Source organism: Pseudomonas mosselii (assembly GCF_005796105.1).
Lineage (GTDB): Bacteria > Pseudomonadota > Gammaproteobacteria > Pseudomonadales > Pseudomonadaceae > Aquipseudomonas > Aquipseudomonas mosselii_C.
The window spans coordinates 49,800-62,356 of sequence record NZ_VAUO01000011.1 but is presented as its reverse complement, the minus strand read 5'-3'; the positions used below and the strand labels follow the sequence as shown (position 1 = coordinate 62,356).

Below are 12,557 nucleotides of genomic sequence, written 5' to 3'. Positions count from 1 at the left end.
GCGGGGAGTCCTGAGAGTGCAAGGTGAAAAAAATCGTGACGCGCATCTTACCGGTCCCGGCGCCTGCGGCAAAGTCGCATCCTTGCTCCTGGACCCAATCCCCGCCAGTCGGGGCCTGTGGCGCCACCGATCCGAATTGCGACAAACCCATCGACGGTTATTGGCAGGCCAGGGAAAGTGGGTTAAGGTGACGCCACTGTGCTGCACGCGACACCGAAGATCTGTTTGATGCACGATTTACGATCGGCCCATCTCCAAGAACCCTTCTGCTCCTTTGCACTCAGTTCACGGCCAGGGCTGTTCCTGAGCCGCCATCAACTTTGTCCAAGGAGACAGAAAAATGTCCAACCGTCAATCCGGTACCGTCAAGTGGTTCAACGATGAAAAAGGCTACGGCTTCATCACCCCTCAGTCGGGCGACGACCTGTTCGTGCACTTCAAAGCCATCCAAGCTGACGGCTTCAAAACCCTGAAAGAAGGCCAGGCTGTTACTTTCGTCGCTACCCGCGGCCAGAAAGGCATGCAGGCTGAAGAAGTTCAAATCGCCTAAGTCGATTTAGCTTCCTCGCTTCAGAAAAAACCCGCCATTGGCGGGTTTTTTTGTGTGCGTTGCAAAACCATGCAGGCCGTGGGAGCAGCGCTGCACCGCCCCCAACGTGATGGCCTACGGCTCAGTCTTCGCTGATGGTGATACTCGGCATCGCAGGGGCTGCGGCTTCCTGCAACACGATACGCGCGCCCACCTGCCGCGCCAGCTCCTGATAGACCATGGCAATCTGGCTTTCGGGCTCGGCGATAGCTGTCGGCTTACCGTTGTCGGCTTGCTCACGGATCAGCATCGACAACGGCAACGACGCCAGCAGCTCGACGCCATACTGCGCGGCCAGTTTCTCACCCCCGCCTTCACCGAACAGATGCTCGGCGTGACCACAGTTGGAGCAGATGTGCACAGCCATGTTCTCGACCACGCCCAATACCGGGATGTTGACCTTACGGAACATCTCGACGCCCTTGCGCGCATCCAGCAGCGCCAGGTCCTGAGGCGTAGTGACGATTACAGAACCTGCCACCGGCACTTTTTGCGCCAAGGTCAGCTGGATATCGCCGGTGCCCGGCGGCATGTCGATCACCAGGTAATCCAGGTCGTCCCAAGCCGTCTGGGTAACCAGTTGCAGCAGCGCACCGGAAACCATCGGCCCACGCCAGACCATCGGCGTATTGTCGTCGGTGAGGAACGCCATGGACATCACTTCGACGCCATGGGCCTTGATCGGGACGAACCACTTCTGGTCGCGTACTTGTGGTCGAGTGCCTTCGGCGATGCCGAACATCACGCCTTGGCTGGGGCCGTAGATGTCAGCGTCAAGCATCCCGACCCTGGCGCCTTCACGGGCCAACGCCAGGGCCAGGTTGGCTGCGGTGGTCGACTTGCCTACCCCGCCCTTGCCCGACGCCACGGCGATGATGTTCTTGACGTTAGCCATGGCCGGCACCTGGGCCTGGGCCTTGTGGGTGGCGATCACGCAATCGATGGAGACGCTAACAGAACTGACCCCGTCCAGATTGCCGATGGCGGTTTGCAGCACTTGCGCCCAGCCGCCCTTGAACAAACCAGCGGCATAGCCGAGCTGCAACTGCACGCTGACCTGCCCGCCCTGGATCTCGATGGCCCGTACGCAACCGGCGCTGACCGGATCCTGGTTCAGGTAGGGGTCGGTATACTGGCGAAGCACGCCTTCGACGGCGGCACGGGTGACGGCACTCATGGAGACTCCCATTGGCAAACTGAATACGAAACAGGCGCCTATGCTAACCCGTCAATCGTCAGCATATGCGTTCGCGGGGTGAAATATATTCGTCAGGCCTTTATAGTTGCCGATCACCCTCATTTTTACCCCGTAGCCAGATAAGTAGCCGAGCCACCATGTCCGAGCCACGCCAGATTCTCGTCACCAGCGCCCTGCCCTATGCCAATGGATCCATCCACCTTGGCCATATGCTGGAGTACATTCAAACGGACATGTGGGTGCGCTTTCAGAAACTGCGCGGTAACCAGTGCATCTATGTCTGCGCCGACGATGCCCACGGCTCGGCGATCATGCTGCGTGCCGAAAAGGAAGGCATCACGCCTGAGCAGTTGATCGCCAACGTCCAGGCCGAGCACAGCAGCGACTTCGCCGACTTCCTGGTCGATTTCGACAATTTCCACTCCACGCACAGCGAAGAGAACCGCGAGCTGTCGAGCCTGATCTACACGCGTCTGCGTGATGCAGGCCATATCGCCACCCGTTCGGTGACCCAGTACTTCGACCCGGAAAAAGGCATGTTCCTGGCCGACCGCTTCATCAAGGGCACCTGCCCCAAGTGCGCGGCCGAAGACCAGTACGGCGACAACTGCGAAAAATGCGGCGCCACCTATGCCCCGACCGAGCTAAAGAACCCCAAGTCGGCGATCTCCGGCGCCACTCCGGTACTGCGTGATTCCCAGCACTTCTTCTTCAAGCTGCCGGAATTCCAGGCCATGCTGCAGCAGTGGACCCGCAGCGGCACCCTGCAGGACGCAGTCGCCAACAAGCTCGCCGAATGGCTGGACTCCGGCCTGCAGGAGTGGGATATCTCCCGCGATGCACCGTACTTCGGCTTCGAGATCCCGGGCGAGCCAGGCAAATACTTCTATGTCTGGCTGGACGCGCCGATCGGCTACATGGCCAGCTTCAAGCACCTCTGCGCACGCCGCCCGGAGCTGGACTTCGACGCGTTCTGGAACGAAGGCTCGCAGGCCGAGCTGTATCACTTCATCGGCAAGGACATCGTCAACTTCCACGCCCTGTTCTGGCCAGCGATGCTCGAAGGCGCAGGTTTCCGCAAGCCGACCGCAGTCAATGTGCACGGCTACCTGACCGTCAACGGCGCCAAGATGTCTAAGTCTCGCGGCACCTTCATCAAGGCGCGTACCTACCTGGACCACTTGCAGCCCGAGTACCTGCGCTACTACTACGCAGCCAAGCTCGGCCGCGGCGTCGACGACCTCGACCTGAACCTTGAGGACTTCGTGCAGAAGGTCAACTCCGACCTGGTCGGCAAGGTGGTGAACATCGCCAGCCGCTGCGCAGGCTTCATTCACAAGGGCAACGCGGGCGTGATGGTTGCAGGCGACGCTGCACCGGAGCTGACCGAGGCCTTCATCGCTGCCGCCCCCTCGATCGCCGATGCCTATGAAGGCCGTGACTTCGGTCGTGCAATGCGCGAAATCATGGCACTGGCCGACCGCGCCAATGCCTGGATCGCCGACAAGGCGCCATGGTCGCTGGCCAAGCAGGAAGGCAAGCAGGATGAGGTGCAGGCCATCTGCGCCCAGGGCATCAACCTGTTCCGCCAGCTGGTGATCTTCCTCAAGCCGGTTCTGCCGGTGCTGGCCGCCGACGCCGAGGCCTTCCTCAACGTCGCACCGCTGACCTGGAACGATCACCAGTCGCGCCTGGAAAATCACACGCTCAATCCGTTCAAGGCCCTGATGAGCCGTATTGAGCCTGCCAAGGTCGAAGCCATGGTCGCCGCCAGCAAGGAAGACCTGCTAGCCGCTGAGGCCAAGGTGTCCACCGGCAACGGCGAGCTGGCCAAGGATCCGCTGTCGGCAGAGATCGAGTTCGACACCTTCGCCGCCGTCGACCTGCGCGTGGCCTTGATCGTCAAGGCCGAAGCCGTGGCTGGCGCCGACAAACTGCTGCAACTGACACTGGACATCGGTGACGAGCGCCGCAATGTGTTCTCCGGGATCAAGTCGGCCTACCCCGACCCGAGCAAGCTCGAAGGCCGCCTGACCATGATGGTTGCCAACCTCAAGCCGCGCAAGATGAGGTTCGGCGTGTCCGAAGGCATGGTGATGGCCGCAGGCCCTGGCGGTGAAGAAATCTATCTGCTGAGCCCGGACAGCGGCGCCAAGCCCGGTCAGCGCATCAAGTAAGCCCCCGACTGCCCCGGCCCTTTGGCCGGGGCAGTCGCATCCGCCAGGCGCAGTCCCGCCAATCAAGCCACATCGCGGCGCTCGGTACGCTCAGAGCGTTGCAACAGCAACTGCTCGTCTGCATGGTAAGCGAGGGCCGGCGACCTGCCGCCAGACCTCGCATCGGGCGTACAATTGCCTGCGCCCAGCGCCTCCACCCTCACGTCGTCAAGGAAGCCTTTGACCCCATGAATGCCGCAAAACGCCTGGAGATCTTTCGCAGGCTGCATGAAGACAACCCGTCCCCTAAGACCGAACTGGCTTACACCACGCCCTTCGAACTGCTGATCGCCGTGATCCTTTCGGCGCAGGCGACCGACGTCGGTGTCAACAAGGCGACGGCACGCCTGTATCCGGTGGCGAACACGCCCCAGGCCATTCATGCCCTGGGGGTGGAGGGGCTGAGCGAGTACATCAAGACCATCGGGCTCTATAACAGTAAGGCCAAGAATGTCATCGAGACCTGCCGCCTGCTGATCGAACTGCATGGTGGCGAAGTACCGCAAACCCGCGAAGCACTCGAAGCGCTCCCCGGCGTCGGTCGCAAAACCGCCAATGTGGTGCTCAACACCGCTTTCGGGCAATTGGCCATGGCCGTCGACACGCATATCTTCCGGGTGAGCAATCGCACCGGCATCGCGCCAGGCAAAACCGTTCTAGAGGTTGAAAAGAAACTCCTCAAGTTCGTACCCAAGGACTATTTGCTGGACGCCCACCATTGGCTGATTCTGCATGGGCGATACGTCTGCCAGGCACGCAAGCCGCGTTGTGGCAGTTGCCGTATCGAAGACCTGTGCGAATACAAGCACAAGACTTGCGACGATTGACTCACATAGAGAAAACCGCATATCACGATTGAAAAAATCTTTTTTACCGACTCCAAGAATCCCGTTATAAGGACGGCCAATGGCCCCTTGGCTTGGAGTGACGCATGAGCACCGATAAAGAAGACCTGGTTGTCGATGATGATTTCCCTAGCACGGATGAAGAGGTTGAGCCTCGGGTCGAAATCGCCAAGACCAATCTCAGCAAACGTCGCACCATCGACAACCTGCTGGAAGAGCGCCGCCTGCAGAAGCAACTGGCGGACTTCGACTACGACCTGTAAGACGGGCCAGCCAAAAGCCTCATCGGCAGAGGCTTTTGGCCTACAGTGTCAGGCCAGCCCGTGGCGCTGAGCCAATTCAATGAGGTCAACCAGCGAGCGGGCATTGAGCTTGAGTAACAGCCGGGTCTTGTAGGTACTCACTGTCTTGTTGCTAAGGAACATGCTGTCGGCGATCTCCTTGTTACTCTTACCCCGCGCAAGTTGTTGCAGCACCATCATTTCACGCCCCGAAAGGCGTTCGACCATTTCCTCCTCGGTACATCCACCATTGATGTTGCGGCCTTTTTGCAGGGCTTGATTGGGGAAGTAGCTGTAACCGGACAAGACCGCCTTGATTGCGCTGAGCAGCTCGGTGAGTTCCTGTTGCTTGCAGACATAACCGGCCGCCCCGGCCTGCATACAGCGCATCGAGAAGTGCCCAGGGGCCTGGGAGGTGAGCACCAGAACCTTGCTGCCCGGGCTCGCCATCGCGATGCGGGCGACCACTTCAAGGCCATCGAGCTTGGGAATCCCGATATCCAGAATGACGATGTCCGGCAGGTGCTCCCGCGTCAACTGCAAAGCGTCGACGCCGTTGTCGGTTTCCGCCACCACCTCGTAGCCATGCCGCTCCATCAGCATGCGCACCGCCAGGCGAATGACCGGGTGATCATCAACGATCAGCACTTTGTTCATGCGTTACCCATTAGATCCGTATTTAGTTTTGGCCAGCCACCATAACCGAGCATCGTGATCCGATAATCCGTAATTGTCCGCGAACCCTCATCAAAAGAGCTGTACTACTTCATTTAAAGAAACTTCCTACAGGCATGACGCTCCCGCAGCGCCTGGATGGTGCCTCGGACGCTTCCCGGGGAAGACCGCCGCTCTTACGCGTGCTCGATAAAAGACTTACAGATAAGGCAAAGCATGTCGGGGGCATTTATATGAAACAGGAAAACTTCAGCCCTTTGAGCCTTATCGCGATCTTCGCTGGCATCGTCGAGGCCTCAGCGCTGGCGTCACTGCCATTTCTCAGCGAAGCCAGCCAGGGCATCTACACCTGGTTTCTGGTCGGCTTTCCGTTCTTCCTGACGGTACTGTTCTTTCTGACACTGAACTTCAATGCAAAAGCCCTGTTCAGTCCGCAATCGTCCAGCGTCGCGCCAGCCCCCAGCGGCCAAGCTGACCCCCTTAGCCCTGCGCTGGCGCGGGCCACCACGCGCGAGCCGAACGCCAGTTTGATCGCTCTGTCCGGCCCACAAAGCGGCGTGGCCCTAGAGCAGCACATCCTGCGCATCGTCCGCCAACCGCAAAACCAGGCGCAACGCTGGGTCTTCTACGACCTGGAGGGTCAGCGCTGCCTAGAAATTTGCAGAACACCTCTGGAGGACGATGCGCCCAGGCCGCCCAGCGCTCCTGAGGCTTGAAACAGGCGTAAAAAAACCCGGCCGAGGCCGGGTTCTTCAGCACACGCGGGCGAATCAGAGCATCGAACGGCCTTTGTTGGCGGCGATGCGCATACGCAGTGCATTGAGCTTGATGAAGCCAGCAGCATCCGCCTGGTTGTAGGCGCCGCCGTCCTCTTCGAAGGTCGCGATATTGGCATCGAACAGCGAATCGTCCGACTTGCGGCCGACCACGACGACGTTGCCCTTGTACAGCTTCAGGCGTACGACGCCGTTCACGTTGACCTGCGAAGCATCGATCATCTGCTGCAGCATCAGACGCTCCGGGCTCCACCAATAGCCGGTGTAGATCAGGCTGGCATACTTGGGCATCAGCTCGTCTTTGAGGTGAGCGACTTCGCGATCCAGGGTGATCGACTCAATGGCACGGTGAGCCTTCAGCATGATGGTGCCGCCTGGGGTCTCGTAGCAGCCACGGGACTTCATGCCTACGTAGCGGTTCTCGACGATGTCCAGGCGACCGATACCGTTGGCACCACCGATGCGGTTCAGATCGGCCAGCACGGTGGCTGGACTCTTCTCGACGCCGTCGATGGCGACGATGTCACCGTTGCGGTAGGTCAGCTCGATGTAGGTAGCGGTGTCCGGGGCGTTCTCAGGCGAGACGCTCCAGCGCCACATGTCTTCTTCGTGCTCGGTCCAGGTATCTTCCAGGACACCGCCTTCGTAGGAGATGTGCAGCAGGTTGGCGTCCATCGAGTACGGCGACTTTTTCTTGCCGTGGCGCTCGATCGGGATGCCATGCTTCTCGGCGTAGTCCATCAGCTTCTCGCGCGACAGCAGGTCCCACTCGCGCCATGGTGCAATGACCTTGACACCCGGCTTGAGCGCGTAGGCACCCAACTCGAAGCGCACTTGATCGTTGCCTTTGCCGGTTGCGCCGTGGGAAATGGCGTCAGCGCCGGTTTCGTTGGCGATCTCGATCAGGCGCTTGGCGATCAGCGGACGGGCGATGGAGGTACCCAGCAGGTACTCGCCTTCGTAGACGGTGTTGGCGCGGAACATCGGGAACACGAAATCACGCACGAACTCTTCGCGCAGATCGTCGATGTAGATTTCTTTAACGCCCATCGCCTGGGCCTTGGCGCGGGCCGGCTCGACCTCTTCGCCCTGACCCAGATCAGCGGTGAAGGTCACCACTTCGCAGTTGTAGGTGTCCTGCAGCCACTTGAGAATCACCGAAGTATCAAGGCCGCCGGAATACGCCAGTACGACCTTTTTTACGTCCGCCATGCCATCACTCCACGGGGTTGTACGGAAAGCCTTCAAGTCTAACGGCCTTGCCGCAAAATTTACAGTGGGGCGACAGCTTGTGATGCCAAAGCGACAGGAACTGTCGTGCACGCGACCAACGCCTGCATTCAGGCCTTTTTAGCCGCCGATTGTGCAGGTGGCGCAGGCGTTGCAGCCGGTGCAGGCGCTGGCTCAAGCGGTTTCTCCACAGGCGTGACGCGGTCGAGTGTGATGTTCACGCGACGGTTCTGCGCACGGTTGGCAGCACTGTTGTTCTTGACCAGCGGATAGCGCTCGCCGTGGAAACGCACGGTGATGTGCTCCTCCGGGACGCCATGGGCTTTGAGATAGTCGGCGACTGCCAGCGCGCGCCGGCGTGAGTTGTCACGGTTGCTCAGGCGGTTGCCGCTGTTATCGGAGTGCCCGTCAAGCTCGATGTGATTGACCGACGGATCGGCCTTGAGGTAATCGAGGATGATATCCAGGCGGGCCCTTGCCGAGCTATCCAATTCAAGGCCGGTGCCCGGGAAGCCGATCTGGGTCTGGCGGATCTGATCAAAGTTCACCGGCAGCATCTTGCCGGCGCACGTCTGGTAGTCCGCATAGGCCTTGGCAAAGCTGACCGGCAACACTCGCACCTCCATGGCACGGCCACCTTCGCCTGCGTAATTGCGTATCACCGTGCTGCGCCCATCGAGCAAGCCGTTGATCAAACGGCTGGCCTGGCCTTGGCTGGAGGTAAACAGCACGCCCGTGCGGGCCATGCGCACCGCGCCCAGATTGATATCGCCGCGCCCCGGCTGCCAAGGTGCGGCAGCCGCCAGCAGAGTCGCGGAGCCGGCACCCAGCACGTTGCTGTCCGAACGCAGGCGGAAGATTGGCTGCTCGCCGGCGCGGCGCACGAACTCGCCACTGCCGAAGCCTTCGATCGGCTGGACCAGGCGGCATTCGAACTGATCGCCCTCGACTTGCCAGGCAACGCTCTCCATGCGGGTCTGGAAGGTCATGGCCGCAGCCGGCAGGCTGGCAACGAGGGTGAACAGGGCTAGATAACGCTGGCGCACGGGAGGCTCCACAAATTCTGACGACTTACCCCAAGGCTATCGGACGCCTCGGGCAAAACTTGATAGCCGTGCTCGCGCCAGGGTTTTCCGGTAGGATTGGCAGTCGAGTTCGACCCGCCTGGAAACCCCAATGTCCGATCGCCTGACCCTCCTGCGTCCCGACGACTGGCACATCCATCTGCGCGATGGTGCCGTCTTGCAACATACCGTCGGTGACGTGGCGCGTACTTTCGCCCGCGCCATCATCATGCCCAATCTGGTCCCGCCGGTGCGCAATGCCGTCGAGGCAGGCGCCTACCGCGAGCGTATTCTCGCCGCTCGCCCGGCCGGCAGCCGCTTTGAACCGCTGATGGTGCTGTACCTCACCGACCGCACCAGCCCCGAGGATATTCGCGCAGCCAAGGCCAGTGGCATCGTGTACGCCGCCAAGCTGTACCCGGCCGGAGCCACCACCAATTCCGACTCGGGCGTGACCAGCATCGACAACATTTTCCCGGCGATCGAGGCCCTGGCCGAGACCGGCCTGCCGCTGCTGGTGCACGGTGAAGTGACGCGCAGCGAGATCGACGTGTTCGACCGCGAGAAGCGCTTTATCGACGAACACATGCGCCGTCTGGTCGAACGTTTCCCGACCCTAAAGGTGGTGTTCGAGCACATCACCACCAGCGATGCCGCGCAATTCGTCACAGAGGCCCCGGCCAACGTCGGCGCCACCATCACTGCTCAGCACCTGCTGTACAACCGCAACCACATGCTGGTTGGCGGTATCCGTCCGCACTTCTATTGCCTGCCGATCCTCAAGCGCAACACCCACCAGGTTGCGTTGCTGGATGCGGCTACCAGCGGCAATCCGAAGTTCTTCCTGGGCACCGATTCGGCCCCCCACGCCCAGCACGCCAAAGAGAACGCCTGTGGCTGCGCGGGCTGCTACACCGCCTACGCCGCCATCGAGATGTACGCCGAGGCGTTCGAGCAGCGCAACGCGCTGGACAAGCTCGAAGGCTTCGCCAGCAAGCACGGCCCGGACTTCTACGGCCTGGCGCGCAACACCGACACCATCACCCTGGTGCGCGAGGAGTGGACCGCTCCGGCCAGCCTGCCGTTCGGCGACACCAACGTGATCCCGCTGCGCGCGGGTGAAAAACTGCGCTGGCGCCTGCTGGAGGACAACGCGTGAGCGAAGACCTCTACGACGACGAACAGGACGTGCCATCCGGTGGCGGCTCGCGTCACCCCATGGCCGAGCGTTTCCGTGGTTATCTGCCGGTAGTGGTGGATGTCGAGACCGGTGGTTTCAACAGCGCCACCGACGCGCTGCTGGAGATCGCCGCGGTGACCATCGGCATGGACGAAAAGGGCTTCCTGTTCCCGGAGCACACCTATTTCTTCCGTGTCGAGCCCTTCGAAGGCGCGAACATCGAGGCAGCGGCATTGGAGTTCACCGGCATCAAGCTGGACCACCCGTTGCGTATGGCGGTGAGTGAAGAGTCGGCGCTTACCGACATCTTCCGTGGTGTGCGCAAAGCGCTGAAGGCCAATGGCTGCAAACGGGCAATCCTGGTCGGGCACAACAGTAGCTTCGACCTGGGCTTCCTCAACGCAGCGGTGGCGCGCAACGACATCAAGCGTAACCCGTTCCACCCATTCTCCAGCTTCGACACCGCCACCCTTGCCGGCCTGGCCTATGGTCAGACCGTGCTGGCACGGGCCTGCCAAAGCGCCGATATCGACTTCGACGGCCGTGAGGCGCATTCAGCGCGCTACGACACCGAGAAGACCGCCGAGCTGTTCTGCGGCATCGTCAATCGCTGGAAAGAAATGGGCGGCTGGCGCGACTTCAACGACTGAGCTGCAAGCTGCAAGAAAAAGCATGGCATACGTGCACTGCTCTTACTTGCCGCTTGAAGCTTCAAGCTTAAAGCCATAAAAAAACCGGCCATAAAGGCCGGTTTTTTTATGGCTGGCGCCTTACAGCTTGCCAGCGTTCTCGCTCAGGTAGGCAGCTACACCTTCCGGCGAAGCGTTCATGCCCTTGTCGCCTTTTTTCCAGTTGGCAGGGCAGACTTCGCCGTGCTCTTCGTGGAATTGCAGGGCATCGACCAGACGCAGCAGCTCGTCCATGTTACGACCCAGTGGCAGGTCGTTGACGATCTGAGAACGCACGACGCCATTGGTGTCGATCAGGAAAGCGCCACGGAAAGCCACGCCACCTTCGGACTCAACGTCGTAGGCCTTGCAGATTTCGTGGGTCATGTCGGCTGCCAGGGTGTACTTGACCTGACCGATACCGCCATTGTTGACCGGGGTATTACGCCAGGCGTTGTGGGTGAAGTGCGAGTCGATCGACACGCCGATCACTTCCACGTTGCGCGCCTGGAAGTCAGGGATGCGGTGATCCAGAGCGATCAGCTCCGACGGGCAGACGAAGGTGAAGTCCAGTGGGTAGAAGAACACCAGGCCGTACTTGCCCTGGATGGCCGAGGACAGGGTGAAGCTGTCAACGATCTCGCCATTGCCCAGAACAGCCGGAACGGTGAAGTCTGGGGCTTTTTTGCCAACGAGTACGCTCATTCGATTTCTCCTGATGAGGGGGTGGAAAAGCTTGCCCGGGGCAGCGCTGCCCCCGGAACCTGCAAAGACGGACCATCATACACGGCTTAAGGTGACAGGCCGAATCTCTGCCATCGGTCGCTCAAGCACGGCACTTACAGAAAGTGCTTTGACAAGCATTCTCATTACCATTACTCTCCATCGCATCGACTCAACCTGCGATGGTCAGCCTTTATGTATGTGTGTCTTTGTGTCGGCGTCACCGACGGACAGATCCGCGATGCGATCTACGAAGGATGCTGCAGCTACAAGGAAGTTCGAGCCGCCACCAACGTCGCCAGCCAGTGCGGCAAATGTGCCTGCCTCGCCAAGCAAGTGGTCCGCGAAACCCTGACCGACTTGCAACTCAGCCAGCAGGCCGCACTCCCCTACCCCGTTGAATTCAACGCGGCGTAGACAGCATATTTCAAAGAACCGGGCCCAGTGCCCGGTTTTTTATGCCTGAAATTCAATAAGTTACGCCATTAACGCGGTTCACAAACATTCTTATTCCTATTAAATTTCATTTATTATTCAATAACTTAGGTTTGACATAGATAAAGGTGAGGCTCAAACTCGTCGGCATTGGCTCAACTTTTATAGGGCAGGACCCCAACATGAAAGGCGACGTAAGCGTCATCCAGCATCTCAACAAGATCCTCGGAAACGAGCTGGTCGCAATCAACCAGTACTTCCTGCACGCGCGCATGTACGAAGATTGGGGCCTGAACAAGATCGGTAAGCTTGAGTACAAAGAGTCCATCACCGCGATGAAGGACGCCGATAAGCTGATCAAGCGGATTCTCTTCCTCGAAGGTATCCCCAACGTCCAAGACTTGGGCAAGCTGATGATCGGCGAGCACACCAAAGAGATGCTCGAGTGCGACCTGAAGCTTGAGAAAAAAGCCCACACCGACCTGAAAGCGGCCATCGCCCACTGCGAAACCGCTGGCGATTTCGGCTCGCGCGACGTACTCGAAGACATTCTCGAATCTCAGGAAGAGCACATCGACTGGCTGGAAACCCAGCTGGGCCTGATCGACAAGGTCACCCTGGAGAACTACCTGCAATCGCAGATGGGCGAAGAGTAACTTCAGTCTCTACGATCAGTA

At 59.9% G+C, this 12,557-nt stretch carries 14 protein-coding genes; 9 read left to right on the top strand and 5 right to left on the bottom strand.

All coding sequences use genetic code 11. The features are described from left to right. Positions 1 to 340: 340 nt before the first annotated feature. Entirely contained in the window at positions 341 to 550 is a 210-nt protein-coding gene (locus FEM01_RS19640) for a cold-shock protein (RefSeq protein WP_016488765.1), read from the top strand. Between the two features lie 121 nt (positions 551 to 671). Here FEM01_RS19640 and apbC read toward each other — a convergent pair whose 3' ends face one another. After that, positions 672 to 1,766, bottom strand: coding sequence for an iron-sulfur cluster carrier protein ApbC (apbC, locus tag FEM01_RS19635; RefSeq protein WP_138221133.1), 1,095 nt, complete (start codon positions 1,764 to 1,766; stop codon positions 672 to 674). Between the two features lie 158 nt (positions 1,767 to 1,924). Here apbC and metG point away from each other — a divergent pair, with 158 nt between their 5' ends. The 3 genes from metG to FEM01_RS24230 all read left to right on the top strand — a co-directional run bounded on the left by metG (position 1,925) and on the right by FEM01_RS24230 (position 5,111). Continuing rightward, positions 1,925 to 3,964, top strand: a complete 2,040-nt coding sequence (gene metG / locus FEM01_RS19630) for a methionine--tRNA ligase (RefSeq protein ID WP_138221132.1) — start codon at positions 1,925 to 1,927, stop codon at positions 3,962 to 3,964. Positions 3,965 to 4,191: 227 nt separating this feature from the next. Next, a complete protein-coding gene (gene nth, locus FEM01_RS19625; RefSeq protein WP_138221131.1) occupies positions 4,192 to 4,830 on the top strand; it encodes an endonuclease III in 639 nt (212 codons plus the stop codon). A 104-nt stretch (positions 4,831 to 4,934) separates the two neighbouring features. Further along, entirely contained in the window at positions 4,935 to 5,111 is a 177-nt protein-coding gene (locus tag FEM01_RS24230; protein ID WP_171030998.1) for a PA3496 family putative envelope integrity protein, read from the top strand. Positions 5,112 to 5,159: 48 nt separating this feature from the next. On the opposite strand, the gene FEM01_RS19620 is transcribed toward FEM01_RS24230, so the two are convergent. Continuing rightward, a complete protein-coding gene (locus FEM01_RS19620; protein WP_138221130.1) occupies positions 5,160 to 5,786 on the bottom strand; it encodes a response regulator transcription factor in 627 nt (208 codons plus the stop codon). 251 nt (positions 5,787 to 6,037) lie between these two features. On the opposite strand from FEM01_RS19620, the gene FEM01_RS19615 reads away from it, so the two are divergent. After that, entirely contained in the window at positions 6,038 to 6,520 is a 483-nt protein-coding gene (locus FEM01_RS19615; RefSeq protein ID WP_138221129.1) for a hypothetical protein, read from the top strand. A gap of 54 nt (positions 6,521 to 6,574) precedes the next feature. On the opposite strand, the gene FEM01_RS19610 is transcribed toward FEM01_RS19615, so the two are convergent. Both FEM01_RS19610 and FEM01_RS19605 read right to left on the bottom strand, forming a co-directional pair. Then, positions 6,575 to 7,792: an argininosuccinate synthase gene (locus tag FEM01_RS19610; protein ID WP_138221128.1), complete on the bottom strand. Its 1,218-nt coding sequence runs from the start codon at positions 7,790 to 7,792 to the stop codon at positions 6,575 to 6,577. Between the two features lie 128 nt (positions 7,793 to 7,920). After that, positions 7,921 to 8,856: a flagellar protein MotY gene (locus FEM01_RS19605; RefSeq protein ID WP_138221127.1), complete on the bottom strand. Its 936-nt coding sequence runs from the start codon at positions 8,854 to 8,856 to the stop codon at positions 7,921 to 7,923. A 130-nt stretch (positions 8,857 to 8,986) separates the two neighbouring features. On the opposite strand from FEM01_RS19605, the gene pyrC reads away from it, so the two are divergent. Then, entirely contained in the window at positions 8,987 to 10,033 is a 1,047-nt protein-coding gene (gene pyrC / locus FEM01_RS19600; RefSeq protein ID WP_138221126.1) for a dihydroorotase, read from the top strand. Continuing rightward, positions 10,030 to 10,704: a ribonuclease T gene (gene rnt / locus FEM01_RS19595; protein WP_138221125.1), complete on the top strand. Its 675-nt coding sequence runs from the start codon at positions 10,030 to 10,032 to the stop codon at positions 10,702 to 10,704. The genes pyrC and rnt overlap by 4 nt, the downstream gene beginning before the upstream one ends. A gap of 120 nt (positions 10,705 to 10,824) precedes the next feature. Here rnt and FEM01_RS19590 read toward each other — a convergent pair whose 3' ends face one another. After that, a complete protein-coding gene (locus FEM01_RS19590) occupies positions 10,825 to 11,427 on the bottom strand; it encodes a peroxiredoxin (protein WP_138221179.1) in 603 nt (200 codons plus the stop codon). Positions 11,428 to 11,640: 213 nt separating this feature from the next. On the opposite strand from FEM01_RS19590, the gene FEM01_RS19585 reads away from it, so the two are divergent. After that, a complete protein-coding gene (locus FEM01_RS19585; protein ID WP_063543432.1) occupies positions 11,641 to 11,862 on the top strand; it encodes a bacterioferritin-associated ferredoxin in 222 nt (73 codons plus the stop codon). Positions 11,863 to 12,062: 200 nt separating this feature from the next. Then, complete coding sequence (gene bfr, locus FEM01_RS19580; protein WP_138221124.1) at positions 12,063 to 12,536, top strand: bacterioferritin; 474 nt, start codon at positions 12,063 to 12,065, stop codon at positions 12,534 to 12,536. The last annotated feature ends 21 nt before the right edge of the window (positions 12,537 to 12,557 follow it).